This is a genomic window from Curvibacter sp. AEP1-3 (assembly GCF_002163715.1).
GTDB lineage: Bacteria > Pseudomonadota > Gammaproteobacteria > Burkholderiales > Burkholderiaceae_C > Allorhodoferax.
The window spans coordinates 3,571,927-3,597,840 of the sequence record NZ_CP015698.1 but is presented as its reverse complement, the minus strand read 5'-3'; the positions used below and the strand labels follow the sequence as shown (position 1 = coordinate 3,597,840).

General features: G+C 60.9%; 22 protein-coding genes. 8 read left to right on the top strand and 14 right to left on the bottom strand.

Translation table 11 applies throughout. The features are described 5' to 3' along the window. Positions 1-2: 2 nt before the first annotated feature. Entirely contained in the window at positions 3-1,787 is a 1,785-nt protein-coding gene (locus AEP_RS16870) for an ArnT family glycosyltransferase (RefSeq protein WP_087496462.1), read from the top strand. Positions 1,788-1,815: 28 nt separating this feature from the next. On the opposite strand, the gene AEP_RS16865 is transcribed toward AEP_RS16870, so the two are convergent. The 7 genes from AEP_RS16865 to ygiD all read right to left on the bottom strand — a co-directional run bounded on the left by AEP_RS16865 (position 1,816) and on the right by ygiD (position 7,967). After that, complete coding sequence (locus AEP_RS16865) at positions 1,816-2,652, bottom strand: shikimate dehydrogenase family protein (protein ID WP_087497398.1); 837 nt, start codon at positions 2,650-2,652, stop codon at positions 1,816-1,818. Further along, entirely contained in the window at positions 2,652-3,098 is a 447-nt protein-coding gene (aroQ, locus tag AEP_RS16860) for a type II 3-dehydroquinate dehydratase (RefSeq protein WP_087496461.1), read from the bottom strand. Before aroQ ends, AEP_RS16865 begins: the two co-directional genes overlap by 1 nt. A gap of 66 nt (positions 3,099-3,164) precedes the next feature. Then, positions 3,165-4,169: a TRAP transporter substrate-binding protein gene (locus AEP_RS16855; RefSeq protein WP_087496460.1), complete on the bottom strand. Its 1,005-nt coding sequence runs from the start codon at positions 4,167-4,169 to the stop codon at positions 3,165-3,167. Between the two features lie 99 nt (positions 4,170-4,268). Continuing rightward, entirely contained in the window at positions 4,269-5,546 is a 1,278-nt protein-coding gene (locus tag AEP_RS16850; protein WP_087496459.1) for a TRAP transporter large permease subunit, read from the bottom strand. 18 nt (positions 5,547-5,564) lie between these two features. Continuing rightward, a complete protein-coding gene (locus AEP_RS16845) occupies positions 5,565-6,083 on the bottom strand; it encodes a TRAP transporter small permease (RefSeq protein WP_087496458.1) in 519 nt (172 codons plus the stop codon). 116 nt (positions 6,084-6,199) lie between these two features. Beyond that, a complete protein-coding gene (locus AEP_RS16840; RefSeq protein WP_198301845.1) occupies positions 6,200-6,922 on the bottom strand; it encodes a TetR/AcrR family transcriptional regulator in 723 nt (240 codons plus the stop codon). Between the two features lie 139 nt (positions 6,923-7,061). Continuing rightward, positions 7,062-7,967, bottom strand: coding sequence for a 4,5-DOPA dioxygenase extradiol (gene ygiD, locus AEP_RS16835; RefSeq protein WP_087496457.1), 906 nt, complete (start codon positions 7,965-7,967; stop codon positions 7,062-7,064). Between the two features lie 169 nt (positions 7,968-8,136). On the opposite strand from ygiD, the gene AEP_RS20775 reads away from it, so the two are divergent. Next, a complete protein-coding gene (locus tag AEP_RS20775; protein ID WP_157673199.1) occupies positions 8,137-8,286 on the top strand; it encodes a lmo0937 family membrane protein in 150 nt (49 codons plus the stop codon). Positions 8,287-8,308: 22 nt separating this feature from the next. Here the strand turns inward: AEP_RS20775 and AEP_RS16830 are convergent, their stop codons facing one another. The 4 genes from AEP_RS16830 to AEP_RS16815 all read right to left on the bottom strand — a co-directional run bounded on the left by AEP_RS16830 (position 8,309) and on the right by AEP_RS16815 (position 12,664). After that, on the bottom strand, positions 8,309-9,265 hold the full coding sequence (locus AEP_RS16830) for an alpha/beta hydrolase (protein WP_087496456.1): 957 nt from the start codon (positions 9,263-9,265) through the stop codon (positions 8,309-8,311). A 101-nt stretch (positions 9,266-9,366) separates the two neighbouring features. Next, on the bottom strand, positions 9,367-10,713 hold the full coding sequence (locus AEP_RS16825) for a dicarboxylate/amino acid:cation symporter (RefSeq protein WP_087496455.1): 1,347 nt from the start codon (positions 10,711-10,713) through the stop codon (positions 9,367-9,369). A gap of 143 nt (positions 10,714-10,856) precedes the next feature. Next, the gene (locus tag AEP_RS16820; RefSeq protein ID WP_087496454.1) at positions 10,857-11,498 is read right to left on the bottom strand and encodes a hypothetical protein; all 642 of its coding nucleotides are present in this window, start codon (positions 11,496-11,498) and stop codon (positions 10,857-10,859) included. Next, positions 11,495-12,664, bottom strand: coding sequence for an exo-alpha-sialidase (locus AEP_RS16815; protein WP_087496453.1), 1,170 nt, complete (start codon positions 12,662-12,664; stop codon positions 11,495-11,497). The genes AEP_RS16820 and AEP_RS16815 overlap by 4 nt, the downstream gene beginning before the upstream one ends. A 59-nt stretch (positions 12,665-12,723) precedes the next feature. Here AEP_RS16815 and AEP_RS16810 point away from each other — a divergent pair, with 59 nt between their 5' ends. Further along, the gene (locus AEP_RS16810) at positions 12,724-13,743 is read left to right on the top strand and encodes a pirin family protein (protein ID WP_087496452.1); all 1,020 of its coding nucleotides are present in this window, start codon (positions 12,724-12,726) and stop codon (positions 13,741-13,743) included. A gap of 101 nt (positions 13,744-13,844) precedes the next feature. Here AEP_RS16810 and AEP_RS16805 read toward each other — a convergent pair whose 3' ends face one another. After that, positions 13,845-14,474 carry an FMN-binding negative transcriptional regulator gene (locus tag AEP_RS16805; protein ID WP_087496451.1) on the bottom strand — a complete coding sequence of 210 codons (630 nt, stop codon included), beginning with the start codon at positions 14,472-14,474 and terminating at the stop codon, positions 13,845-13,847. Positions 14,475-14,658: 184 nt separating this feature from the next. Here AEP_RS16805 and AEP_RS16800 point away from each other — a divergent pair, with 184 nt between their 5' ends. Beyond that, complete coding sequence (locus AEP_RS16800) at positions 14,659-15,114, top strand: fasciclin domain-containing protein (RefSeq protein ID WP_087496450.1); 456 nt, start codon at positions 14,659-14,661, stop codon at positions 15,112-15,114. 90 nt (positions 15,115-15,204) lie between these two features. Here AEP_RS16800 and AEP_RS16795 read toward each other — a convergent pair whose 3' ends face one another. Then, on the bottom strand, positions 15,205-19,017 hold the full coding sequence (locus AEP_RS16795; protein WP_087496449.1) for a DUF748 domain-containing protein: 3,813 nt from the start codon (positions 19,015-19,017) through the stop codon (positions 15,205-15,207). A 136-nt stretch (positions 19,018-19,153) separates the two neighbouring features. Here AEP_RS16795 and AEP_RS16790 point away from each other — a divergent pair, with 136 nt between their 5' ends. From AEP_RS16790 to xylA, 4 genes are all read left to right on the top strand, one after another. Beyond that, the gene (locus AEP_RS16790) at positions 19,154-19,738 is read left to right on the top strand and encodes a hemerythrin domain-containing protein (RefSeq protein ID WP_087497396.1); all 585 of its coding nucleotides are present in this window, start codon (positions 19,154-19,156) and stop codon (positions 19,736-19,738) included. A 159-nt stretch (positions 19,739-19,897) separates the two neighbouring features. Further along, complete coding sequence (locus tag AEP_RS16785; protein WP_087497395.1) at positions 19,898-21,076, top strand: ROK family transcriptional regulator; 1,179 nt, start codon at positions 19,898-19,900, stop codon at positions 21,074-21,076. Between the two features lie 2 nt (positions 21,077-21,078). Continuing rightward, complete coding sequence (gene xylB / locus AEP_RS16780) at positions 21,079-22,521, top strand: xylulokinase (RefSeq protein WP_087496448.1); 1,443 nt, start codon at positions 21,079-21,081, stop codon at positions 22,519-22,521. A gap of 81 nt (positions 22,522-22,602) precedes the next feature. Then, positions 22,603-23,919: a xylose isomerase gene (gene xylA / locus AEP_RS16775; RefSeq protein ID WP_087496447.1), complete on the top strand. Its 1,317-nt coding sequence runs from the start codon at positions 22,603-22,605 to the stop codon at positions 23,917-23,919. Positions 23,920-23,998: 79 nt separating this feature from the next. On the opposite strand, the gene AEP_RS16770 is transcribed toward xylA, so the two are convergent. Continuing rightward, complete coding sequence (locus tag AEP_RS16770; protein ID WP_087496446.1) at positions 23,999-25,789, bottom strand: sigma-54-dependent Fis family transcriptional regulator; 1,791 nt, start codon at positions 25,787-25,789, stop codon at positions 23,999-24,001. Positions 25,790-25,914: the final 125 nt, after the last annotated feature.

The following is a 25,914-nucleotide window of genomic DNA, read 5'->3' as shown; positions in this document are numbered from 1 at the left end:
CCATGGGGCCTATCCACAAGCCTTTCGGGCCTCTAGCGCTCACCGAACGTGCGTGGCTAGCTCTTGTTTTTGTAGCAGCTGCGCTGTACCTGTTCGGTCTGGGTGGTGGTTACGCGCCCACCAACGGCGACGAGATGGTGTATATCCACATCGCGCGCATGACTGCCGAGAGCGGCCACTGGCTGCCACTGCAGTCCGAACTGGTGGGCACCCGCAATACCAAACCGCCCTTGCTGATCTGGCAGGCCATGGTGGCAGGTGGCTGGGGCCAGACCTGGAGTCTGTTCGCACTGCGCTTGCCCAGCATCATTTACACGTTCGCCACCACTGCCTTGCTGGCGTTTTTTGCCTATCGCATGAGCGAGGCATCCAAGCGCCTGCGCACTGCCTGCGTGGCGGCTGCCTTGTATCTGCTGTTTTTCTGCACCTTCCGCTACGGGCGGGTGTACCTCACCTCCGCACCCGAAACCTTCTGGCTGGCCTTGCCCATGTGGTGGGTGCTTTGGCTGCGCTTGCGTGAAAGCACCACGGGCATGGGGCACCCGGCAGACGCCACGCCCGGCCCGCTCGCCTACACCTTGTTCGGCATCGCGATGGGCTTGGGCGCAGCCTACAAGTCTTTTGCGCTGGTGGCACCGGCCGCTGCCGCCTTGTGGTGCGCGGTGCTGCTGAGCACGCCCTGGAGCTGGCGCCCGGCCATTCGCACGACCATAGGCACGGGCTGGAGCACGCTGATTGGCGTTGGAATCTTTGCCTTGTGGTTTGTGCTGGACCCGGACCCGGCAAGCGTCTGGCAGGAGTTTGTCGTGGCCGAGAACGCGGGCAAGATGTCCAGCAGCATGGGCTACTGGCAAGCTGCCCTCTCCGGCCCTTACCCCATGTGGACCCAGTTGCTGGCTTACCCGGCCAACGGCGGCCTGCTGGCTCTGCCGGTGTTGGGCTTTTGCCTGCTGGCCTTGCGCCACACCGGCACGCTGCTCCAGCCGAAGCGACTGAGCCCCGCGTTGTGGGTGCTTCTGGCCTGGGTGGTGGTGTGGCTGGTGGTGTTCACCATCCCCAACCAGCGCTCGGAGCGCTATGTGATTCCGGCCATGCCTGCGGTGGCTATTGCCATGGCACTGGTGTGGGACCGGCTACCGCGCGTCTGGTTCTGGCTGACGCTGCTGATCACCCTGCCGGCGCTGGTGATGCTGGGGCGTATCAGCTGGGTCATGGGCACGTTGGGGATGGCCTCGACCACGGAAGTCGCTATTACTTTGATAGCTGCCAGCGCAGGTATCGCGGGCGCCATAGTCGGTTTTTATCGAAAATCATGGGCTGCCAACGCCAGCCTTGTAGCGGTACTTGCGGTGTATGGCTGCTTCACGCTCATGGTCCAGCCCATTTCCAAGGACGAGGCAGGCTACAGCCCTGCAATGGAAGCCCAAATGAAAGGCCAGCGGGTCGCTGTGCCCAACGGCTTTACCGGGCAGTACGAGCGCTATCACTTCCAGTTGCATGGCGCCCGCATCACGCCCTATGACGCTGAAGGCCGCAACACCGGCGCGCTCTATCCCGAAATGCCGCCCAAGGAACGCTTGGCACGCTTGCTGAATGAATTTGATGCCGTGATCTGGCTGCAGGAAGACTTGAACGAGCCTCCGTCTTGCCTACCCCAGTGCACCCTGCTGGCGCAGCGCTGGCACGTGAAGAGCCGGCACAAGGACGGCGAAGTCACGCTGGACAACCTCTGGCAGGTACAGGACTGGCTGTTCCGCCGCGAGTGGCTGCTCACAGCCGCCCGATAAACACCTGAAAAAAGGCCCGCTTGCAGGCCTATTGGTATTGCAAGGTTGCCAGCGAACGCAGCTCATCGGCGCTGGTGCTGGGCAGGCCGAAGAATTCGAGATACGCCGGAATCTGCTCAAACAGCATGTCCGAGCCTACCTGCACTCTGCATCCGCGCAGAATGGCTTCAGCGAGAAACGCCGTGGTTTCGGATTTCATGACCACTTCACCCACAAAGGTGCTGGCCGACAGGCGTGACACATCCAGGGGCATAGGGTCGCCCTCGTTCATGCCCAGAGGCGTGGCGTTCACGACCAGGTCAAAACCTGCCGGGTCGGTCGACCCGGTGCTGACGTCAATCTGCGGGTAGTGCTGGCGCAAACGTGCTGCCAGCCCCTCAGCGGCCTCTGCATTCACATCGAACAGCGCCAACGCCGACAAGCCCTCGGCTGCCAGCGATGCGGCAATCGCACAGCCCACGCCACCGCTTCCCACGACCAAGGCACGAGCGCCCTTAAGAACCAAGCCTTTACGCAGCACCCCGCGCACGAAGCCGGCGCCATCGAACATGTCGCCTTGCAACTGGCCTTGGGGCCCCAGGCGCACGGCGTTACAGGCTCCTGCAATCTGCGCCGTGGGGGACAGTTCATCCACCAACGTGGTCGTCACCACCTTGTGCGGCATGGTGATCAAAGCGCCCCGGATGTTGGAGAGCTGGAACACGCTGCGCAAAAAGCCGGGGAAGTCTTCGGGCTTGGAGCCCATGGGGACCACCACGGCATTGACCCCGGCTTTTTCAAACCAGGGGTTGTAGATCATGGGCGCCTTGAAGGCGTGGGTCGGGTAACCGAGATGAACAATGAGCTCTGTATTGCCGTTGATGATCATTTTTTCGCAGCTTTCGCCGCAGATACCCCGGCGCGCAGGGCCAGCAGATAGCTGTCCACGCCGAAGCCTGCGATCTGGCCCTTGACGATTTCCGCGAACACTGACTTATGGCGGAATTCCTCACGGGCATGAATATTGGACATGTGCAACTCCACGATAGGGCAGGTCAGGATGGCCAGCGCGTCGCGGATGCCGTAGCTGTAATGCGTCCAGGCACCGGCGTTGATGAGGACCGCGTCCACACCATCGGTATAGCCCTGGTGAATGCGTTCGCACATGGCGCCTTCATGGTTGGTTTGAAAGGTCTCCACGTCCACACCCAATTCACGGCCCAAGGCCGCCAGGTCGGCGTTGATTTCATCGAGCGTGATGGTGCCGTACTGCACCGGATCGCGCTTGCCGAACATGTTGTGGTTAATGCCGTGGAGCATCAGGACTTTCATACAAACCTCTAGAGAAGATGGAATCAATCGTGGAGCGTCCCTCGCGGGCCGCTCCACACGGTGTGATTACTTGCGCATCTTGGCCAACTCGGCCTGCACTTCAGCCACCACGGTGCCCAGGGCAGCGCTGTGCTTGTCAATCACGGGCTTCATCTTCTCACGCAGTTTGGCGATTTCGGCCGCGGGCAGGGTCGTAATCGTCATGCCGTTCTTCTTGAGCAACTCGAGGTTGTTGTTCAAGGCAGCACGGTTGGCCTCGCGCTGGGCCTTCACGGCTTCATCTGCGGAGTCGTCAATGATTTTCTTTTCAGCGGGAGACATGGTGTCCCACACCTTCTTGCTGAAGATCACAGACTGGGGGTTGTACTGGTGGTTGGTCAGGGCCACGTTCTTCTGCACTTCCCAGAACTTGTTGGCCGCAATCACGGCAATCGGGTTCTCTTGGCCGTCAATCGCGCCCTGCTCCAATGCGGCGTACACCTCAGGGAACGGCAGGGGTGTGGGGTTCGCGCCCAGTGCTTTCACCCAGTCCACGTTGATCGCGTTGGGAATCACGCGCAGCTTCAGGCCGGCAATGTCGTCCACCTTGGTGATCTGCTTTTTGCCGGTCGTGATGTTGCGGAAGCCCAGTTCCCAGTACGACAAACCGATGATGCCCTTGTCGGCCAAAGCGGCGTGCATCTTCTGGCCGATGGGGCCGTCCACGATGGCATCCGCTTCTTTTTCATTGGCAAACATGAATGGGAAGTCGAACACTTCGAGGGCTTTCACTTCGCTGGCCAGAATGCCGGAGTTCATCACGGCCATTTCCACGGTGCCGCCCTTCAATGCGGACAGGGTCGCCTGGTCGCTGCCGAGCGCGCCGTTCAGGAACAACTGCACCTTCATCTTGCCGCCGGATTTGGCTTCCACGGCAGATGCGAACTTGCGCATGCCGGCCACAGCGGGGTGACCTTCAGGGCTGTTCAAGCCGAACTTGATCGTGCGTTCCTTGATGTCCTGGGCAGATGCCAGCCCACACGCGGCCAATGCCACGGTTGCCAAGACGGATTTGATAAACAGTCGCTTCATGAGTTGTCTCCTGGACAGTTAGTTGGGTGAAAACAGGCGTACGCGGTGAATAAGAATTCTGTGCGTGGCGTACCCATCACGCACAGGCTTGGAATGGGGTCAATAGAACCAGCGGGCCGGCACCATCACCAGCTGCGGGAACAGCACCATCAAAAACATGATGGCGAACTGGGCAATCATGAAAGGCACCACGCCTTTGGTTACCTCGTCCATGCTGACCTTGCCCACACCGGCCACCGCATTCAGCACGGTGCCCACCGGCGGCGTGATCAGGCCGATGGCGTTGTTGATGATGAACAGCACGCCGAAGTAAACCGGGTCGATGCCTGCCGCTTTGACCACCGGCATCAGCACGGGGGTCAGCAACAGAATGGTCGGGGTCATGTCCAGCGCCGTACCCACCACGATCACCAGCACCATGATGGCAAACATCAGCAGCTTGGGGCTGTCCAGCAGGGGTTCCAGCAAGGCCACCACTTGAGCGGGCAGGTTGGCCACGGTGATCAACCAGGCAGACACCATGGCAGCTGCGACGAGGAACATCACCACCGCACTGGTTTTGGCGGCAGTGACGAACAAGGGCACCAGCTTCTTGAAGTTCAACTCACGATAAATCACGGTGGACACAAACAGCGAGTACACCGCCGCCACTACCGCCGCTTCCGTGGGGGTGAAGACTCCGAACTTCAGGCCGAACACGATGATGAACGGCAGCACCAATGCCCAGGTTGCCAGACGCATGGCTTCCAGAACTTCGGCCAGGTTTTTGCGGGGCGGAGGGGTGATGTGCTCTTTGCGAGCCAGCCACCACCATGTTCCTACCAAAGACAGAGCCAACATCAGGCCGGGAAAAATGCCCGCCATGAACAGCTTGGAAATGGAGACATTGGCTGCCACACCGAAGATCACAAAGCCGATGCTCGGCGGGATGACCGGTGCAATGATGCCCGCCGACGCAATCAGGCCTGCAGAGCGGCCTTTGTCATGCCCGGCCGCCACCATCATGGGCAGCAACAAGGCGGTGAGCGCTGCGGCATCTGCCACGGCGGAGCCGGAGAGCGAGGCCATGATCACGGCCGCCACAATGGTCACGTACCCCAGGCCTCCTTTGACGTGGCCTACCAGGGCCATGGCAAAGTTCACGATGCGGCGGGACAAGCCGCCTGCGTTCATGATTTCACCGGCCAGCATGAAGAAGGGCACCGCCAGCAGCGGGAAGCTGTTGGAGCCTTCGAGCAGGTTCTGCGCAAGGATTTGCGCATCGAACATGTTGAGGTGCCACATCAAGGCGGCACCGCACAAGAGCAGGGAAAAAGCGATAGGCACGCCGACAGCCATAGCCGCCATCAGGGAACCCAGAAAAATAATGATCGTCATGTCAAGGGGCTCCGGGGCTTAGTGAGGGGCTTCTTCAGATTCCTGAATCAGCATCAGGTCCTTGTCGGCAATCTGGCCGGTCACGAGGCGGAAAAGCTCCAGCGCCAGGATCGGGAAGCTCAAGGCCGAAAACACCATGCCGCCCGCATAGAACCAGCCCATGGACACTTCCATCACCGGGCTCTCAGAGTCCTTGTTCACCAGAAATTGGTCGTAGGTGCCTTTGAAGATGAGCCACAGGCAATAGATCATCAACAAGAGCGAAATGCCCATGAAGATGCGCTTGCCGGTCGGGCCGAACTTGCTCACCAACATGTCGGTGCCAAGGTGGGCGTTATCGCGCAATGCGATCACTGCGCCCAGGAAAGTCACCCACACAAACAGCCAACGCGACAGCTCTTCGGACACGGTCAAGCCGGAGTTGAACGCATAGCGCATGAACACGTTGCCGAACACCAGCACCACCATCAGCGCTAGCGCGGCGGCGATGACGTAGCCGATCAAACGGCAGTAGGCATCGATGAATTTTTTCAACACAGAAAGCTCCTCAGGGTCGTACTTTCAATAATGTACGAACTAGTTAGTTTTTAAGTTTGCGGGTTTTCCCTAAACCGGTCGGGCATAACCGGGAAAGCTGTTATGCCGGAAAGGAATTACTTGCGCACGAAGCGCACCACCATGTCGGTGATGCTCGCGCGCCGGTCTGCAGAGCGGGCGTTGCGGGCCTTGTCCTTGAAGATCAGCCCGAAGGTGTGGCGGTTGGAAACGTTGAAGAACGTGAGCGCCGAGATAGATGCGTGAATATCCACCGGGTCCAGCCCCTCGCGGAACACGCCCTGCTCCACGCCCCTTTGGTAAAGCCGGCGAATGGACTCGATGGCCGGTACGTTGAGCTGCTGGATGGACGTGCTCTGGGCCAGATAAGTGCCTTGCTCGATGTTTTCGTTCATCACTAGGCGGATGAAATCCTCGTTGTCGGCGTGCCGGTCGAAGGTGAACTCCACCAGCCGCCGCAAGGCCGCCTCAGGCTCCAAATCTTCCAGGTGCAGCTCCGCCTCGATCTGCCGCATGCGGCGGTAGGACTCCTCCAGCACAGCGAGGTACAGGCCCTCTTTGCTGCCGTAGTAGTAGTAAATCATGCGCTTGCTGGTGTGGGTAGCCTCGGCAATCGCGTCGATGCGGGCACCGCTCAAGCCCTTTTCGGCAAACTCCTTCGTCGCCACTTCCAGAATGCCGGCCATGGTGCGCGCCGGGTCGTTGGTGCGGGTGGGGGCCTTCACGCCACTGCCCTTGCCAGCCACCGGGGGAGCGCCCACAGCAGCTTTACGGCGGGTGGGTTTGTCTGTCTCTTTATTGGAATGTACTAACTCGTTCATTCAGCCAGTATAGGAGGGAGCGAGGCGCGCCGACAAGTGCAGCGACTCCGGCAGCCATCAACGGACTTATGCATCAAATCAGTCCCTGGCGCCCTTGGAATATGCGCAAGCAGCTACAAAAACAGGAGCAATATACCGATCAACCCCAGAGTACTGATCTCATGGAGATGGACGCCTCCTGAAAACCGGTGTTAAAAAAACGTGGCATCTCGTCCGGACGCGCGGCCCCGGCGGCTACCAGCAAGGGCAGATAGTGGTCATGCGAGGGGTGCGCCTGCTGCGCCACCGCGCCCAGCGATTGGAACTTGTGCAGCTGGTCGAGCTGGCCCTTTTTGATCTGGTCCTGGACCACCGTGTCGAACTCGCGGGCCCAGTCGTAGGTTTCGTTCGGGCCGCTGCCGTTGCGCGTAGCACGCAGGTTGTGCACGATGTTACCGCTGCCCACCACCAACACCCCGCGGCTGCGCAGGGCATGCAATTGCCGCCCCAAGGCAAAGTGCTCGGCCGGCGGGCGGCTGTAATCCATGCTGAGCTGCAGCACCGGGATGTCCGCTTTGGGAAACATGGGCTTGAGCACCGACCAGGCGCCGTGGTCCAGGCCCCAATGATCGGGGTCTAACGCCAGCTTGTCGCCCGAGGGCACCTTGATCTCTTGCGCCAGAGCGCGGGCTACCGCCGGCGCACCGGGTGCGGGGTACTGTACGTCCTGCAGGGCCTGCGGAAAGCCGCCGAAATCATGAATCGTTTGCGGCTGCGCCATGGCCGTGACCTGCCAGCCCTGGGTCAACCAGTGGGCCGAAATGCAAACGATCAGTTGCGGCGTGGCCTGCCGCGCCAGCAGCTCCTTGCCCATGGCCTGCCAGCCCCGGCGCCATGCGTTGTCTTCAATCGCATTCATCGGGCTGCCATGGCCCACAAACAACACCGGCATGCGGGGGGAGGGTTTCAGCGACTGGAACAAAGGCTGCGTGGCAGCGCCAGCAAAACTGCTGCGAAAGAGTGTCGAAAAGGCGGCAAGCGTTGCCAGGGTGGATCTGCGGTGCATAAAGAAATTGTGGAGCTCAGGTATTGATGGAGTCATTCCTCTGGCCTGAGTTCCCTGCGGATGGATCGTCGCCCTACAACTCGCTCTGTGCCCTGCCACACAGCCAGACGGTCAAGGGCGTCGGACACTCGAGTACCGCGCAGTAGCGCACGCCCTTTGAAAGCTCTCCATGCTATACACCATCGCACTTGTACTCATCGTTTTGTGGCTTCTAGGGCTGGTCAGTGCCTACACCATGGGGGGATTTATCCACATCCTTCTGGTGGTTGCTGTGGTGATGATCCTGGTAAACCTTATCAACGGCCGCAAGCCATTTTGAGCAGGCAGCTGAGGAAGGAATGTCAAGGCGCAACACCCAAATCTGAAGCGATCCGTGAAAACACTCTCCGAGCCTCAGGGGTGAATGTTGCACCCATGAAAACATGGAATCCCGCTTCGGTTACGTGAAGCCGGCTGCTGCCGCCGGCAGCCAGTACGCGCTCATGAAATGTCCGCGCGTCCGGATACAGGATGTCGTGGGTTCCCTGATAAACATCGATGGGGGGCAAAGCTTGGAGATCTGCATTCAAAGGGCTCAAAAGTGGTTCAGCCAGGTCAGCACTCCCTGCCCACCAGCTTCCCATCTGCCGTAGGCCGTCTACCCTCAGCATGTCATCCAATGGCTCCAAATCACGAGCTCGGGAGTCCCCCAAAGCCAAGTCCAACCAAGGTGAAAAAAGTACCAGGCGAGCGGGCGCAGGGAGTCCCCGGTCACGGAAGTGAAGGGCTTGGGTCAAAGCCAAATTTCCCCCGGCGGAATCGCCGCACAGAACGATGCGCCCCGGGCTGACACTTTCAAGCACATCCCGATAAACCGCCTCCAAAAACTCGAAGGCTTGGGAATAGGTATGCTCAGGAGCCAGAGGATAGATAGGCACGGTGACAGTGGCGCCAGTGGCACGAAGCAAACACTCAACAATGTCCCAATGGGCCTTCTGCAACGGGTTTACAAACGCTCCGCCATGGGTGTAAATGATGTGCCATCCACTACCCCCAACGCGCTGCCGAAACGTGTAAACCTGACAACCGTTTGCTAGTTCTTCACTCACATCAAAATGGCGGCGTAGGCCACTTTTCAATTTTTCCGGCTGGGGCGCTGCCCGCCCCTGATATTTGAGATTTAAAGCCTCCAGACTAATGCTTGGATTCGACCGTAACTTGACGACCCAAGCCGCGAGCCGCTGCAAAAAGCTCCCCTTACCTTGAGGCCCCAGCGAAGTGATTGAGGTCGTGTTGTCAGTTGGGGTCTCGATAGCCATGGGGTGAGCTCCAGTGTTGATTCATTGCTTGGGTGAAACCATACCTGATCGTCAACAAAAAGGGCCCCTCAGGGCCCTTTTGTTTTGCAGTAAGCGGGGTATCAACGCGCGTCTGCAGGTACCGCCATGGTGGCCACCTTCTGGTCCAGCAGCACTTCAGGCTCCTGGGCTTCGATGGTCGTGGGGTTCGCCAGACCTTGGGTCAGGCGTTCCATGTCCAGGTCGCCGGTCCATTTGGCCACCACCAGTGTCGCCACGCCGTTACCCACCAGATTGGTCAGCGCACGGGCTTCAGACATGAAGCGGTCAATGCCCAGAATCAGCGCGAGGCCTGCCACAGGCACATGGCCCACGGCGGACAAGGTAGCTGCCAAGACGATGAAGCCGCTACCGGTGATACCAGCGGCGCCCTTGGACGTGAGCAACAACACAGCCAGCAAAGTGAGCTGCTGGGTCAAGTCCATGGGCGTGTCCGTGGCCTGGGCAATGAACACCGCTGCCATGGTCAGGTAAATCGAAGTTCCATCCAGGTTGAAGGAGTAACCGGTCGGGATCACCAGGCCGACCACCGACTTGCGGGCACCCAGGTTTTCCAGCTTTTCCATCATGCGGGGCAGCACCGATTCTGAGGACGAGGTGCCCAACACGATGAGCAGCTCTTCCTTGATGTAGCGCACAAAGCGCCAGACGCTGAAGCCATGCAAGCGGCTGATGATGCCCAGCACGCCGAATACAAAGATCAGGCAGGTCACATAGAACGCACCCATCAACTTGCCCAGCGAGAACAGCGAATCCACGCCGTACTTGCCGATGGTGAACGCCATGGCACCGAAGGCACCGATGGGTGCGACCTTCATGATGATGGCCACGATGTCGAACAGCACATGCGATGTCTTTTCGATAAGGTCAAACACCATGGTGCCGCGGCCGCCGAACTTGTGCAGCGCAAAGCCGAACAATACCGAGAACAACAACACCTGCAGGATTTCACCCTTGGCAAAAGCATCGATCACCGAAGATGGAATGATGTTGAGCAAAAAGTCCACGGTGCCCTGCATCTTGCCGGGAGCGGTGTAGGCCGCAATGCCTTTGGTATCCAGCGACGCGGGGTCCACGTGCATGCCGGAGCCGGGCTGCAACAGGTTGACCACCACCAGGCCGATGATGAGCGCCAGGGTAGACACCACCTCAAAGTACAGGAGCGCCAGACCGCCGGTCTTGCCGACTTTTTTCATGTCTTCCATGCCGGCAATACCCACCACCACCGTGCAGAAAATGATGGGGGCAATGATCATCTTGATCAACTTGATGAAGGCATCGCCTAGCGGCTTCATGTCTGCCCCGGTTTGGGGAAAAAAGTGGCCAAGGAACACGCCCAGTGCCACCGCGGTGAGCACTTGGACGTAAAGGGATTTGTAGAGCGGTTTGCGCCCGGAAGTGGATGACATGAGGGGTCTTCTGGAGAGGGGTTGATTTGCCGATGCAATGAGCACGAAGCGGGCACGCGCCAGGGCGCGCCGCAGGCTTCAAAACAGGGCGCAACGATACGGCGCCCACCCCTGTACGCCTACTGTGGCGTTCAACAGTAGGGTTAACCCTTAATTTTCCAGTGGCAATACAGCCAGCGCAAAGCCACCCCATGCAAGACAACCCACAGCCATGGATCCAGCACCACATCAAATGCATTGCCTGTGGGCAGACGCAGCAACACAAACAGTAGCAGTGCCACCGGCGCCAACCAGGCACCCACCCTTCGCACGGCACCCACTTGCAGTAGCGGCAACACCGCCACTACCAACAAGGCCAGCAACACCGGCTGCCCGAAGCCAAGCGGGTACAGGGCCGACGGCAACTGCGCGAAGGTGTCAAGCAGCAACGCCCAGCCCAACAGCACGCCGCACACCACCAGCCCGGCCTCCCAGCGCAGAGGGCGAGTTGCGTTTTCCGCAGCGCGTGCCACCGTTGGACGCAGTGCCGCCCAGCCCACATACGCACAGGCCAGCGCACCCAACACACTAGGCGCCTGAAAGGCCAGACCCAGCCAATAGGCCGCAGACAGATTGCCGGGCATCAGCACCCACAGCCCCAGCACTAGCGCAATCACACGACGGAACAACAGAGGCATAGAAAGTTGCGCCAGCACTGCAGCACCACCGCCAGCGAGCACCAGCGCCCAGCCTACATGCAACCACAGCTGCATCACCACCAGATCAGGCAAAGCCGGTGTACTCATGGTTTGCCTCCCACCGCAAAGCGCTGCCACGACAAGGTGGCCCGGTCTACGGTGTAGGCGATCCACAGCGCGTCATCCGCCCAGGCCATGGCAGGGTAAGAAAACTCCGCCTCCTCGCCACCCTGGCGCAAGGTTTGTTGCGGGGTCCATTGCAGGCCATCCTGGCTGCGGCTCAACTCCAGCTTGGCGCGCCCTTCCGGCGTAGGGTTATGGGCCAGCAGCATTTGTTGGGGTCCCAGTCCGAAGGCGGCTACCGCAGAGTCCGGGTTACCCAGCGCAAGGTCCGGCAGGTCCTGCCAATGGGCGCCACCATCCTCGGTGCGCACAGCAGTTACTTTGCCGTTATGGCGTTCGTCACGCATGAGCGCTATCCATTCAGACGGGCTGCGCGCCAGCAGAGAAGGCTGCAGTTGGTAGGCGAGTTGCGACATGCGCGTCAGGCCAGCGAACTCACCGTTCGCATCCAGCCGCACCGCGCTGGGGTACTTGAGCCCCAGCTCAAAGTGCACAGGCAACACCGCGCCGCCATCCTGCAAGGGCATGACCGCGTTGCGCGCCAGAAAGCTGGTGTTCCACAACCACGACAGGGGCAGCACCCGCACCGGCTCAAACGCCAGGTCATTCAGGTCTTGAGAGGCACTGCTCTGGCGCAGGTGCAGCACGCGGCTTGCAGCCCAGCCGCCCCAGCCGGTCGCCACCACAAACAGGTGCACCCGGCCTTGTCCATCCATCCATGCCACCGGGTTGCCCAAGCGCCGCAAGCCGTGGCCCAGCACATCGCCCATGGTGTGGCGGTTGACCACAAAACGCGGCTCACGCCAGCGGGCGTTCGCGCGGTCCCACTGCGTTACGGCAATCTGCACCAAGGGGCCGCTTTCGCGTTCACCTGAGAACCAGAACAGGCTCAGCGTCGACGGACTTCCGGCAGGCATGGGCAGCAAGCTGCTGGCGTGCGCCGCCGTCGTGCCGGGCGGCATGGGCACGTCGCCCATCGCCACACGCTGCAATTTGGCCGCCTCCACCGGCTGGCCTTGCACACTGATGGCCGGCATGAGCGCCTGGGCCGGCGGCATGGGAGCCGGACGCACATGGGCATCCACCGCCCAGAGGCCGGCTACCAGGGCAGCCGCCAGGCCGGCACGTGCAGTGAAAGAAGAAAACAACATGGGGGGTGATCTTAGTGGGCGCCGGCAAGGCCTTGGAACTGGCGCGACAATGCGCCCTTATGAAAACCTTGCTCTCCATCGCACCTTTGGGTTTCCCCTGGCAGACCCTGGACCCCTTCCTGTTCTGCGTGCACCACAACGACGCCTATCCGGCAGGCAACGCACAGCTGGCGCCGGATCCGGCCCTGCTGGCCGGGCGCAGCATCGGCCAGGACTTTGCCGGCAAAGACGGCTGGAGCATGTACCACGGCGATACGGTACCGGGCTTTCCCTCCCACCCGCACCGGGGGTTTGAGACCGTCACCATCGTGCGCAATGGCCGCATCGACCACTCTGACTCGCTGGGCGCCACCGCCCGCTTTGGCGGCGGCGATGTGCAGTGGCTCACGGCGGGCAAAGGCATCGTGCACTGTGAAATGTTTCCACTGCTGCATACCGATGCGCCCAACCCCACCGAGCTGTTCCAGATCTGGGTGAACTTGCCGGCCAAAAACAAAATGGCCGAGCCGCACTTCACCATGTTTTGGCATGAAGACATCCCCCGCCTCACTGCCACCGACGCGCTGGGCAAGACCACCGAAGTGGTTTGCATCGCCGGTAAGCTGGACGACAGGCAAGGCCTGCCACCGCCCCCCGATTCGTGGGCGAGCGAGCCCGGCAGTGACCTCGGCATCTACACCATCAAGCTCAGCCCCGGAGCGGAGTGGACGCTGCCCGCCGCCCAGAGCGCGGACACCCGCCGCGTGCTGTATTTCTTCAAGGGTGGCGCATTGCAAGTAGCAGGCGAAGCTGTACCGGTAAAGTCAGTGATGGTGGTGCAAGCCGACCACGACTGCACTTTGGCGAATGGCGATGCCGAGAGCGAGCTGCTGGTGCTGCAGGCCCGCCCCATTGGCGAACCTGTGGCGCAGTACGGTCCGTTTGTGATGAACACCCAAGCCGAAATACACCAGGCCTTTGCGGACTATCGCCGCACCGAATTCGGCGGCTGGCCCTGGGGCGCCAACGACCCGGTACACCCGCGCGACAAAGGCCGCTTCGCCAAGCACGCGGACGGGAAAGTCGAAGAAAGAGGCTAGCTCTCCAAAGTACTCTGCGCCCCACGCTCCACCGCTGCGTGGGTCGCTGCCCCCGTGGGGCCGTGTTTTGCCTTGGGGCGGCCCGGCGGCAAAACCCCTGTTCAGGAGCGTGGGATCAGTCCCGCCATGGTGCGGGCAGCGTCGGTTGCCTGATGCTCCAACCCTTCGCGCACAGTGGTCTGATTGGCGGGCGGCTGGTTCTGGCTGACCTTCCATTTGCCCACCCATTCGTCCACCACGATCTCGATGCCGACCACGGCTGAAATCATCTTGTCGGTGTAGTCGCGTGGCGCATCGTCCACGGCCCAGGGTTGGGCCATCGGTGCTTCCTGTTGGGTGGTGATCTGTTGCATCTGGCTGCGGATCCAAGCTGCATCGTCATGCACCGTCAACATGCCTTTGGCATGCACCACCGCGTAGTTCCACGTGGGTACCACCTTGCCGTGCTCTGCCTTGGTGGCATACCAGCCGGGGCTGATGTAGTGCTGCGGCCCCTGGAAGATGGCCAGCACCGGCACGCTCAGGTCCGTGTCTTTCCAGACCGGATTGGCCCGGGCCACATGCCCCACCAGCGTGGCGCGGCCGTCCGCCTCCACTCTCAACACCAGCGGAATATGGTTTGCATCCAAGCCTTTGGCAGACAGGGTCACCAGTGTCGCCAAGGGGTGGCTTTGCACCAGTGCATGCAGTACCTCGGGGCGGGTCTCGATGAAGTGGGAGGGTTGGTACATCACAAGCTCCAGCGCATGAAGGGTGCTCCAGTGTAGCAGCCGATAAATCAACAAAATTGACAAACATTACCAATCAGTTCACTTTAAATACCGTACAGTTCAAAGGGATACTAAATGGGCTATATTTCGTTCACGTCAGTATTTTCTGACGTTAAACATCGAATTCAACCTCTTGGAGATTCCAATGAAAAAACTGTTGATTGCTTCCGTTCTGGCACTGGGTGTGGCTGTTTCTGCACAAGCCAAAGACATCGTTGACACCGCCGTAGGCGCGGGCAACTTCAAGACCCTGGCTACCGCGCTGGGCGCAGCCGGTCTGGTCGATACGCTCAAGGGCAAGGGCCCCTTCACGGTTTTCGCACCGACTGACGAAGCATTTGCCAAAGTGCCCAAGGCCGACCTCGAAGCCCTGCTCAAGGACAAGGCCAAGCTGACTGCCGTGCTGACCTACCACGTGGTCCCCGGCAAAGTGATGGCGGCTGATGTGAAAGCCGGCAAGGTCAAGACCGTGCAAGGTAGCGAAATCACCATCAGCACCACCGGTGGTGTGAAGGTGGATGCCGCCAACGTGATCAAGACCGACATCGTGGCTGACAACGGCGTGATCCACGTGATCGACTCCGTGATCATGCCCAAGTAAGACCTTCGCAGGCCTCAACAAAAAGCCCCGGCAGTTTCGGCTGCCGGGGCTTTTTTGTTCTCTGGACTGAGCTGTCGGTAAGCGAAAGACTTAGTTGCCGCCGATCTCCAGCTCGGCTTGCGGTTTGGCTTCCGACGCGGGACCGCCGGTCTTCACCGCGCCCAGGAACAGGCGCTCGGCGGCCAGCTTTTTGCCGGCGAGGTATTCCTTCACCGTTACCGCCCGCTGCAATGCCAGGTTGCGTATGTCATCCTCATTGGCGCTCAGGTTGGCCAACAACAAGGCCTCCATGTCAGCCATCGCGATGTCTTTGGTCAAGCCCACCAGTTTTTTCGGCTTGGTGATGTCGGAGCGGCGGTACACCGAGCGCAGCAGCACCGGCATTTCTTCGGTGCTGTAGCTAGTCACCGCAGCGGCATCTTTGCCCTGTGCGCTGGTGGTGCGGCGCTTTTCTGCCAGCAGCAAAGCCTTGAGCTTCTCACGCTTGGCGGCTTCGCGTTCGGCCTCCAGGTTGGCAGAGCCCACCACCGTGAGTTTGAGTGCCGGCCGGTCCTGCAGCGCCTGTGCCACCTTGTCCAGGCCGGCGCGGGCTGAATCGCTCAAGCCTGCACTGCCGGGCGCAAACGCCACGCTGCTGAGCTCTGAGCCACCGGCTCCGCCACCGAAGGCATTGGCCAACAAGCTGAAAGGTGCGGTGATGGCTTTGGTCACCAAGTTGGTGATCACCTTCCAGATCACCGGGCCGATGCGGAACTGCGGGTCGTTGAGTGAGCCACTGATGGGCAAGTCCAAATCAATCACGCCATTGCGGTCTGCCAACAAGGCCACCGCTAGCTTCACCGGAAGGCTGGCGGGCGCACCCTCCACCTTGTCACCAAAGGTCAGTTGGTTGAGCACCAGCTTGTTGGTCGCGGTGAGCTGGCCATCGGGCTGCACGGTGTAGTGCACATCCACACTCAGCTTGCCGCGCTCAATGCCGTAGCCGGCGTACTTGACCGCGTAAGGCGACAAAGGCGACAGCTCCAGATCGCGCACCAGCCCCTTCACATCCAGGGCCAGCGGCTGCGCCAGCGGGTTGAGCTTGCCCAGAATCTCCAGAGATGCAGTGCCTTCGGCGCGACCACGTAGCTCCAGGTCGGCCAGCTGCACCACACCGTCAGTTGGCTGATTGGAGAAGCGGCTGAGCTTGCCGGTCAGATCGGTGAGGTTGGCGGTGTAGTTGGGCTGGATAAAGCGGTCTGAAAACAGCACCCGACCATTGACCATGCTGATAGGCCCCATCTGGATGATGGCTGCAGGACTGGCCGATGCGGTGCCGGTGCCAGACGCCGCCGCAACCGCGGAAGACGCAGGTGCCGCTGCACTGGCTGCAGCCGTTGCCGGCTTGGTGCCATCGGCGGCGGGCGGAGCGGTTTGCCCCAGTTCTTGCAGGTTCAGGCGGCCTTGCGGGCTCACGATCAGGCGGGCATAAAAGTCGGACAGTGCAGCTTCGCGCACCTGCACTTTGGTAGCGGTGCCGGGCGCCATGCTGAAGTCAATGCCAGGCACGTTCAGCGCCTTCCAGCTCAGCAATTCCTCACCCAGGCTTTCGGCGCCTTTGCCGTTGGTGTTGGCTTTGAAGTCATCCAGCGCGGCATCGCCCTTCACGCTGACTTCCGGCCCGGCGGCCAAGGCGGCGTAGCGCATCTGGCCCTTGAAGCTGGCATCGGCCCGCAACAGGTCGAGGTTTAAAGCGCCGCCGGCATAGCTGGCAAACGCGTGGGCCGGCAGATCCACCAGTTCCACATCGCCCGAGGCGACTACAGGGTCCCACATCACACTGCCGGTGTAGCGCAAGCTGCCGGCAGACGCCTGGCCGGACTTGAGCTTGCCCGCCAGTTGCAATGGCATGGGCTTTTTGCCATCCGGCTGGATATTTTTGGCCTGCACCTGCAGCTCACGCAACTCGACCCGCACAGGGCGCGCGGGCAGGCGGTCGGCGTACACCATGTGCCCGTCTTCCAGCTTGAACTCGCCCACATTCAGCTTCCAGGGCGCGGGTGATTTGGCGGCTTCTGCCTTGGCATTAACGCCGGCATTGGCTGGCTTGCCACCAGAAGCATCTCCCACCGGTGCCGCAGAGGCATCTGTAGGCTTTAGCCAACTTTCAAACATCCAGTGGCCATCTGCGTCGCGGCGCACGCCGCTGCTGGGCTTTTGCAGCAGGACCTTGCCCACCGTCGCACTGCGCGCCAGCGTGTCCACCCGCACATCGCTCACTTCCAGCAGCTTGAACTGCGGCATGTCTGCCGAGCTGGGGCCGTTGTTGGTGGCATTCGCGTTCCCATCCACGCTCCTGTTCGCACGGGGTTCTGCGGCCGGCTTGTCGCCCACCAGCGCCACATCCCTCAAGGCCAGCTTTTGCACCATGGCCGTCTGGCGCTGGCCGTCCCAGGTGATAGTCATGCGGGTGTCCGCCTGCCCGCGCAAGCTTGGCACCAAGTAGGGCGACACATAGCCCGACACCAGCCCCAGCCCGAAGTCCGACACGCTGGCCTCGGCCTTGCCGGCGTCCACCGTGCCTTCGCCTTGCAAGCTGATCTGGGTAGCGGGTGCTTTGGAACCCGCGGCCAGGCTTTGCAAACGCGCCTTCAGGTCCAGCGTGACGGCTTCCTTCATAGGCCACTGCAGCTTGGAGATGGTGACCTGGAAGTCCCGCAGCCCCAGGCGCGTGGCCGGCGCGGTGACCTGGTCTGTCCAATCCACCGAAGCGTCCTTCAGTGCCAGCGTATCCAGCTGCAAGGCCCAAGGCGTCTGCGCTGGTGTTTCAGCATCTTTTTGGCCGCTAGCGCCCGTGGAATCTGCGCGAGCAGCTACGTTTTTAGGAGCGGTTTGTTTTGCCGGCGCAGGCGGTAAAAGGTTCAGGCTGCCATCCGCGGCGCGCACCATGTTGAGCACAGGCGCATTCAGGGTGATGCCTGAGAGCTTCACGCTGCGCTCCAACGGACGCACATCGGCCAGACCCACCTGCAAACTGTCAGCCGAGAACAGCGGCTTGCCCCTGGTGTCTTGCACAGCCAGGCGGCTCACGGTGACTGAGCCGGACAAGGTCACTGCTGTTTGCGGGCTCTGCACAAAGCCCAATTTGATGTTCGCATCCACCACCGCGCTTTGGGGCTTGACCGGCAAGTTGGCAGGCAAATAGGGCAAGTAGGGCGCGAGATCCAGCTGGCTGACCTTGAGCTCGGCATCCCCCTTGCGGCTTTGCGCGAAAGGCGTGCCCTCGGCTTCCGAGTCGAAATGGCTGCCATTGAGCACAAAGGCCAATCGGGGCGAGACCAGCACATCGCGCTTGGAATCGAAACTGCTCAAAAACGGCAGGCTGATCTGCAAGTCCCGCAGGGTGTGCACGCGCTCAGCGCCGCCGGCGCGGTCGGTGTAGTCCACACTGCCCCGGTTCAAGGTGAGGTTGTAGACGGCAAACTTTGGCGTGGGTCCGGCAGGTGTGTCATCGGGCTTGTTCAGGCGCAGGATGATGTCGTCAATGTCGTAGCGGCCCTCACCCAGGTGGGTGAGCTGCACCTTGGGCGCATCCACGGTGACTGCATCTATCACCGGAGCCAGCCGGAACAGCGACTGCGCCTCTGCATCCACATACACCCGGTCCAGCGAGAACTGCACGCCCTTGCCATCAGCGGTGGCCACCGCAAATTCGCGCACCGTGAGCTCCAGCGACCAGGGTGAAAACGCAATGCTCCCGATGGTGACCTTCCGGCCCAGCAGCTCGCTCAGGCGGCTTTGCGCCTGGCTTTTGGCCAGCGGCGGCACCGCGGCCCAGGCCAGCGCCCACAAAGCCAGCAAACCGCCAAGCCCCCAGGCCAGTCGGCGGAACCAAGGGGAAGGAACAAGAGCGCGTGGATTCATAAGTCAGCAGGTTCGTGGAGTAGCGTGCCCCCTGATGGTACCCAAGCCACTGTGGCAAAGCAGCGCCCTGTTGACTTGCATCAAGCTGCCACAGCCCCCGCCATGGGAAGCTCGCGCCCAGCCTGAGGAGCACACCATGAAACAAAGCAGCCTTCAAATCATCAAAGACGAACACGCCGCGCTGCGCGCCATGTTGCAGTCACTCACCATGATGCTGGACCGCGGCCCGGGCGACGAGCCCGAAGGCTTTTTTGACGTGGTGCGCGCCATGCTCTTCTACATTGACGAATTCCCCGAAAAGCTGCACCACCCCAAAGAGTCCAACCTGCTGTTCCCCCGTGTGGCCCGGCTGGCTCCGCAGGCCATGGAAGCCATCATCCAGCTGGAAGAGGACCACGGGCATAGCGAAGCATCCGTGCGCGACCTTCAGCACCTCCTTCTGGGCTGGGAGCTGATCGGCGAGAGTCGCCGCGCCGCTTTTGACACCGCGGTGCGCCGCTACGTGCAGGCTTACCTGGCCCACATGCAGCTGGAAGAAACGGCCATCCTGCCGATTGCCCAAAGCACCCTTACTGATCAGGACTGGGCAGAACTGGACGCTGCGTTTGAAGCCAACCGCGACCCGCTGGCCACCAAGGGCCAGCGCGATCCGGTGTACGACCGGCTGTTCACCCGCATCGTGATGCGGGCGCCTGCGCCTATCGGCGTCGGCGAAGCCTGAGTCTTTTAGCCCCCGGCCGCCCCCCCGGCGGCAAATAAGTAGGCATTTCTCACACCACAGGCGGTGTGAAAACCCTAGTTGTTGGCATGATCGCCGTTGGTAAATAATTCGACGGTTCAACAAAAGCCTTCGCGTCCTGCGCGCATGGCTCCCCAGATCATGAAAACAACAGGCGACCAACAGCTAGTCAAGCGCATCAACCGCAGTGTGCTGCTGCGGCAGCTGCGGGCCCAACCTGGCCTCTCGCGTGCCCAGCTGGCCACGGAAAGCGGGCTCACCAAGTCCACCGTCAGCCTGCTGGTTCGCGAGCTGATTGACGAAGGCTGGGTCACCGAGACTGACGTCACCACCACCCAAACCCAGGGCCGCCCCTCCACGCCGCTGCACATCGACACCCGATCGCGCGGGCTGATCGGTGTGGAAGTGGCGGTGGAAGCCCTGCGCGTGGTGGGCGTGTCGCTCAACGGCCAGGTGCTGTGCGCGGCCGAAGAGGCGCTCATCGGCACCAAACCCGACGACGTGTGCCGCCAGGCTGCCCGCCTGATTGCCCGCACCTACAGGCAACTGCAGCAGCGCAACATCGAGGCGCTGGGCGTGGGCGTGGGCTTGCCCGGCGCATTTGACGAGGCCACCGGCATGCTGCGCTTTGCCCCTAACCTGGGCTGGCGCAATGTGGACCTCATGCCCCCGATTGCCGAAGCGCTGGCCAAAGCCAAGCTGCCCCAGCTCAAGGTGCACCTGCAAAACGAGGCCGACACCGCAGCACTCAGCGAATACGAGTTTTCTGATGGCGATGCCAAAGACTCATTGATCTTCGTGACCTGCGGCGTGGGCGTGGGCGCCGGCATTGTGCTCAATGACCGGCTGTTTACCGGCGTGCAAGGCATGGCCGGTGAAATCGGCCACAACATTTTGCAGATTGACGGCCCCCTGTGCTCCTGCGGGCGCCGGGGTTGCGCAGAAACCTTCTTCGGTGCCCGCACCCTGGCCAAGCTGCCCGACCCGACCCAGGGCGGCCACTACCTGGGCGTGGTGTTGCAAAACTTGTGGACCACCTTCAACCCCAGCACCCTGGTGGTGGGCGGCCCCTCGTGCGACACCTACCCCGGCATCGTCAAAGCCGCGCAAGACACCCTGCAGCGCTATGCCGATGCAGCCGGCATGGCCGCCCCCACTGTGCGCCCCGCACGTTACGGCCTGCTGGCATCTGCCGTGGGCGCCGCAGCGCTGGTGCTGCACCACGAACTGCGGCCCATGCACACCGGCACCCCATTGGCCGCAGCGCGCCAGGCCGACAGCGAACCCCTTTCTCACACCACAACGACAACCGCGGACTAATTATGTTTCTTGGAATTGATATCGGCACCTCCGAAGTGAAGGCCCTCTTACTGGCAGATGACCATCGCATCATCGGCTCGGCCGGCACATCGCTCAGCGTGTCGCGCCCGCACCCCGGCCACAGCGAGCAAAACCCGGCCGACTGGTGGGCAGCCACCCAAAGCGCCCTGCTCAAGCTGCAAGCGGCCCACCCTGCCGACTACGCCGCGGTGCGCGCCATCGGACTGTCGGGCCAGATGCATGGCGCTGTGCTGCTGGACGCGCAAGACCGCGTGTTGCGCCCCGCCATTTTGTGGAACGACACCCGCTGCGCCCTGGAGTGCACCGAGATGATGGAAGCCCTGCCTGGCCTCACCGACCTCGCTGGCAGCCTGGCCATGCCCGGCTTCACCGCGCCCAAGCTACGCTGGGTGGCCAAGCACGAGCCCGAGATATTCAAGCAAATGGCCAAAGTGCTGCTGCCCAAAGACTATGTGCGCCTCATGCTCACCGGCGAATACGCCTGCGACATGTCGGATGCCAGCGGCACCCTTTGGCTGGACGTGCAAAAGCGCGACTGGTCTGACGCACTGCTCGCCCTTACCAACCTGAACCGCAGCCACATGCCCCGCCTGGTAGAGGGCAGCGCCCCTGGTGGTTTGCTCAAAACCGATGTGGCCCGTCTGCTGGGCCTGCACCCCGGCATCGTGGTGGCCGGTGGCGCGGGCGACAACGCCGCCAGCGCGGTGGGCATGGGTGCGGTGGACAGCGGCCAGGGCTTCTTGTCGCTGGGCACCAGCGGCGTGCTGTTTGTGGTGACGCCCAGCTACCAGCCCAACGCGGCCAGCGCCACCCACGCGTTCTGCCACGCGGTGCCCGGCCGCTGGCACCAAATGAGCGTAATGCTCTCTGCCGCCAGCAGCCTGCAGTGGGTCACCGACCTGCTGGGCGCGCCCAACGCCGGTGTGGTGGCAGAAAAGGCCGGTGCCCTGAGCGCAGCGCAGCGCGCGGCATCGCCCCTGTTTTTGCCTTACCTGGGTGGCGAGCGCACCCCGCACAACGACGCCAATGTGCGCGGCAGCTTCCACGGCCTGAGCTTTGACACCGACGCCGCCCGCCTGGGCTACGCCGTCATTGAAGGCGTGACCTTCGGCCTCAAAGACGGTCTGGCCGCCCTTAATGCAGCGGGCAGCACCGTAAACCGCCTTTCGCTGGTGGGCGGCGGCGCGCGCAGCACCTTCTGGGCGCAGCAGCTGGCCACCGCGCTGGATGTGGAAATCGTCACCCACGGCAGCTCAGCCGTAGGTGGCGCCCTGGGCGCGGCCCGCCTGGGCTGGCTGGCCACAGGCGCTGCGCAGGCCGATGTGTGCCTGAGCCCCGAGGTAGACGCCACCTTCCGCCCCGATGCCGCCGAGCAGCCCCTGCTGCTGGAGCGCTACGCCACTTTCCGCAGCCTGTACCGCTGATACGGGTAAGCCCTTGATCCACAAGGGCGCCCTTTCATGATTTAATTCGACCACACAACTAAACAACCCCGAGGAAACGCCATGAGCAATTACTTCCCCACCGTCGCGGCGCCCGTTGCCTATGAAGGCCCGCAGTCCACCAACCCGCTGGCCTTCAAGTGGTACGACAAAGACCGCATGGTCCTGGGCAAGCGCATGGAAGAGCACCTGCGCTTTGCCAGCTGCTACTGGCACACCTTCTGCTGGAACGGGCTGGACCCGTTTGGTGGCGACACCTTCCAGCGCCCTTGGCACTCCATGACCGACCCCATGGCCGCCGCCAAGGCCAAGGCCGAAGTCGCGTTTGAGTTTTTTACCAAGCTGGGCGCGCCCTACTACTGCTTCCACGACCGCGACGTGGCCCCCGAAGGCGCCACCCCGCGTGAGAGCGTGAACAACCTGCGCGAGATGGTGGATATTCTGGGCGCCAAGCAGCAAGCCACCGGCATGAAGCTGCTGTGGGGCACAGCCAACCTCTTTTCACACCGCCGCTTCATGTCGGGCGCGGCCACCAACCCCAACCCCGAAATCTTTGCCATGGGCGCCCTGCAGGTGAAAGAAGCCATGGACGCCACCCTGAAACTGGGCGGCGAAAACTACGTGCTGTGGGGCGGCCGCGAAGGTTACGAGACCCTGCTCAACACCCGCATGGGCCACGAGCTGGACCAGATGGGCCGCTTCCTGAACATGGTGGTGGAGTACAAGCACAAGATCGGCTTCAAGGGCACCATCCTGCTCGAACCCAAGCCCCGCGAACCCTCCAAGCACCAGTACGACTTTGACACTGCCACCGTCTACGGCTTCCTGTGCCGCTACGGTCTGGAGAAGGAAATCAAGGTCAACATTGAAGCTAACCACGCCACCCTGTCGGGCCACAGCTTTGAGCATGAAATTGCCACGGCGATTGACCTGGGCATCTTCGGCTCCATCGACATGAACCGCGGCGACATGCAGTGCGGCTGGGACACCGACCAGTTCCCCAACAACATCCCCGAAACTGCGCTGGCGATGTACCTGATCCTGAAGGGCGGCGGCTTCACCACCGGCGGCCTGAACTTTGACGCCAAAGTGCGCCGCCAGAGCATCGACCCCGAAGACATCTTCCACGGCCACATCGGCGGCATGGACGTTTCCGCCCGCGCCCTGCTGATTGCCGAGAAGATGATCACCGACGGCAAGTTCGCCCAAGTGACCGAAGACCGCTACGCAGGCTGGAAAGGCAGCTTCGGTCAGGACGTACTGACCGGCAAGCTCAGCCTGGACGCCGTAGCCCAACGCGTGCTGGACCAGAACGTGGACGTGCAACCCGTCTCCGGCCGCCAGGAGCGGATTGAGAACCTGCTGAACAGCTACATCTGAGTTGATTCGCTAGCAAGCGGAAAGACCGAGGCCCCGCAGGTGAATGCCTGCGGGGCTTTCGTCTTTCTGTGGAAGAAAACTACTTGATGCCCGCACGTTTGAGACGGTAAGACAATTGCGCGCGGGTCAGGTTTAGGCTTCGGGCAGCCTCGGCTATGTTGTAACGCGCTGCAACTAGTGCCTTACGGTACTTCTGATGATCGGGGTCGCGGGGGGAAGATGCACTATGGGCCCCGTCTTTTTTGGCGGGTTTTTCTGCACGCGAACTCATGTGCATGACGCCCTCAATACCGGGCGAGTCGGACAGTTGACCGCGCTCACTCAAACCCATGGTTTCGATAACCGACACTTCACCGCTTCTAAACAAGTGATGGACGTCGATGGGTTCACCTTGGTCGGCCATGATGACTCCCCTCTCTACCAAGTTCTGGAGCTCGCGAATGTTGCCAGGGAAGTCGTATTGCAAAAGTGTTCGAACTGCCCTCGGTGTGTATCCGGGGACATCCCGGTTGTGCAAAGTGCAATACCGACGCAGAAAAATCTCCATTAACAAAGGTATGTCATCCCGACGGTCTTTGAGTGGCGGCAAGTGGATAGGAAAAACATTCAATCTGAAGAGCAAGTCCTCCCGAAAGCGGCCTGCTGCAACTTCGTCCCTAAGGTCCACATTAGTCGCCGCGATGACACGCACATCCACTTTGATGAGTTTGCTGCCACCCACACGTTCAATTGAGCGCTCTTGCAGGGCTCTTAAAAGCTTACCTTGTGCGACATAGCTAAGTGAGCCAATCTCATCCAAAAACAGGGTACCTTTGTCGGCGCGCTCAAAGCGGCCCGCCCTCGATATGCTCGCACCGGTAAACGCTCCGCGTTCAACTCCAAAAAGCTCGGACTCAACCAAAGTGTCAGGAATAGCAGCGCAGTTCAAAGCGATGAATGGTTGCCCCGCACGTGGACTTATATTGTGAAGCGTCTGCGCAAACAATTCTTTCCCTACACCCGAGGCACCTTGGAATAAAACCGTTGCCTGTGTAGGAGCTACACGCTCTATGAGATGTCGGGCAGCGCTAAATGTAGAAGAAATGCCGATCAGTTCCGAAGACGGAATCGAGCTTTCATCAGGCAACCCATTGAGAGACAAGGGGTTACCCACTGGGATTGCCAAATTTCGACGAAATCTCTTGGCTGATGAGTCCGGGTCGAAGTAATGAAGATCCAGTTCGGGATCGTCCCATTGATCCGCTGGCTTGCCGGTAATTCGACATACCTCCGCGCCTGTGGACCTGCACTGGGTTTCTCTGTAGATGATTTGTTTGCCCATGAATGCACTGGCATAGCCACTGGCATAACCCACTTGCATCCAACATGCTGACTCTGTGCCAATTCCAAATGCAGCAATATGTTCATCATCCTCACTGGAGTCATGCCACCAGTAGTCGGCAAAAAAATCACCTCGGGCAATGTCAAATTCAAAAGTAATGGTCACCGGCCGAACAGCACCCTCTAACTTGTGCATGCGTGGACCCGCATGGAACGCATTGGCAGGGTCACTATCCGGCCACATTCGGCGAACCAACTCGGCGTCTCGAGCACCCGCCGAATACCCTACGCGGGTCAATAACGAGCGGGCTTGTTCTTGCCCCATGCTGGAAATCAGCTCACTCCTCAGAGAGCCATATGTCGACGAGCGCCACAACACCATGCGTTGATCATTCATCCAAATGCGGCCATCGCCGGGTGAAAAACTCAGAATCTCTGCCAAGTCACGCTGCGTAGGAGCAGCACCTTCGTCGATATCTTCACTGGTTCGTGACGAAAAAACCTTGTTTTGGAGTTCAACCAAGGAAACTCGAGTAGCGGCACTTTTCATTTGCAATAACCCTGAAAAAGAACGAATTTAGATGCATTAGTGATCATTAATTATTGATCAAAAACATGCGTTTTGATTGAGGGTTTAACCCGATGAAGCATCGCAAGTCATTGAATTTAAACAAC

What these genes read in the sequence shown, in the direction of transcription:
- AEP_RS16815 (WP_087496453.1), bottom strand. Translation starts at nt 12,664, where the DNA reads ATGTTGTTTTCTTCTTTCACTGCACGTGCCGGCCTGGCGGCTGCCCTG.
- AEP_RS20775 (WP_157673199.1), top strand. Translation starts at nt 8,137, where the DNA reads ATGCTATACACCATCGCACTTGTACTCATCGTTTTGTGGCTTCTAGGG.
- ygiD (WP_087496457.1), bottom strand. Translation starts at nt 7,967, where the DNA reads ATGCACCGCAGATCCACCCTGGCAACGCTTGCCGCCTTTTCGACACTC.
- AEP_RS16790 (WP_087497396.1), top strand. Translation starts at nt 19,154, where the DNA reads ATGAAACAAAGCAGCCTTCAAATCATCAAAGACGAACACGCCGCGCTG.
- AEP_RS16850 (WP_087496459.1), bottom strand. Translation starts at nt 5,546, where the DNA reads ATGACGATCATTATTTTTCTGGGTTCCCTGATGGCGGCTATGGCTGTC.
- AEP_RS16870 (WP_087496462.1), top strand. Translation starts at nt 3, where the DNA reads ATGGGGCCTATCCACAAGCCTTTCGGGCCTCTAGCGCTCACCGAACGT.
- AEP_RS16795 (WP_087496449.1), bottom strand. Translation starts at nt 19,017, where the DNA reads ATGAATCCACGCGCTCTTGTTCCTTCCCCTTGGTTCCGCCGACTGGCC.
- AEP_RS16855 (WP_087496460.1), bottom strand. Translation starts at nt 4,169, where the DNA reads ATGAAGCGACTGTTTATCAAATCCGTCTTGGCAACCGTGGCATTGGCC.
- AEP_RS16840 (WP_198301845.1), bottom strand. Translation starts at nt 6,922, where the DNA reads ATGAACGAGTTAGTACATTCCAATAAAGAGACAGACAAACCCACCCGC.
- AEP_RS16810 (WP_087496452.1), top strand. Translation starts at nt 12,724, where the DNA reads ATGAAAACCTTGCTCTCCATCGCACCTTTGGGTTTCCCCTGGCAGACC.
- AEP_RS16805 (WP_087496451.1), bottom strand. Translation starts at nt 14,474, where the DNA reads ATGTACCAACCCTCCCACTTCATCGAGACCCGCCCCGAGGTACTGCAT.
- AEP_RS16830 (WP_087496456.1), bottom strand. Translation starts at nt 9,265, where the DNA reads ATGGCTATCGAGACCCCAACTGACAACACGACCTCAATCACTTCGCTG.
- xylA (WP_087496447.1), top strand. Translation starts at nt 22,603, where the DNA reads ATGAGCAATTACTTCCCCACCGTCGCGGCGCCCGTTGCCTATGAAGGC.
- AEP_RS16820 (WP_087496454.1), bottom strand. Translation starts at nt 11,498, where the DNA reads ATGAGTACACCGGCTTTGCCTGATCTGGTGGTGATGCAGCTGTGGTTG.
- AEP_RS16800 (WP_087496450.1), top strand. Translation starts at nt 14,659, where the DNA reads ATGAAAAAACTGTTGATTGCTTCCGTTCTGGCACTGGGTGTGGCTGTT.
- AEP_RS16770 (WP_087496446.1), bottom strand. Translation starts at nt 25,789, where the DNA reads ATGAAAAGTGCCGCTACTCGAGTTTCCTTGGTTGAACTCCAAAACAAG.
- xylB (WP_087496448.1), top strand. Translation starts at nt 21,079, where the DNA reads ATGTTTCTTGGAATTGATATCGGCACCTCCGAAGTGAAGGCCCTCTTA.
- AEP_RS16825 (WP_087496455.1), bottom strand. Translation starts at nt 10,713, where the DNA reads ATGTCATCCACTTCCGGGCGCAAACCGCTCTACAAATCCCTTTACGTC.
- AEP_RS16785 (WP_087497395.1), top strand. Translation starts at nt 19,898, where the DNA reads ATGAAAACAACAGGCGACCAACAGCTAGTCAAGCGCATCAACCGCAGT.
- aroQ (WP_087496461.1), bottom strand. Translation starts at nt 3,098, where the DNA reads ATGAAAGTCCTGATGCTCCACGGCATTAACCACAACATGTTCGGCAAG.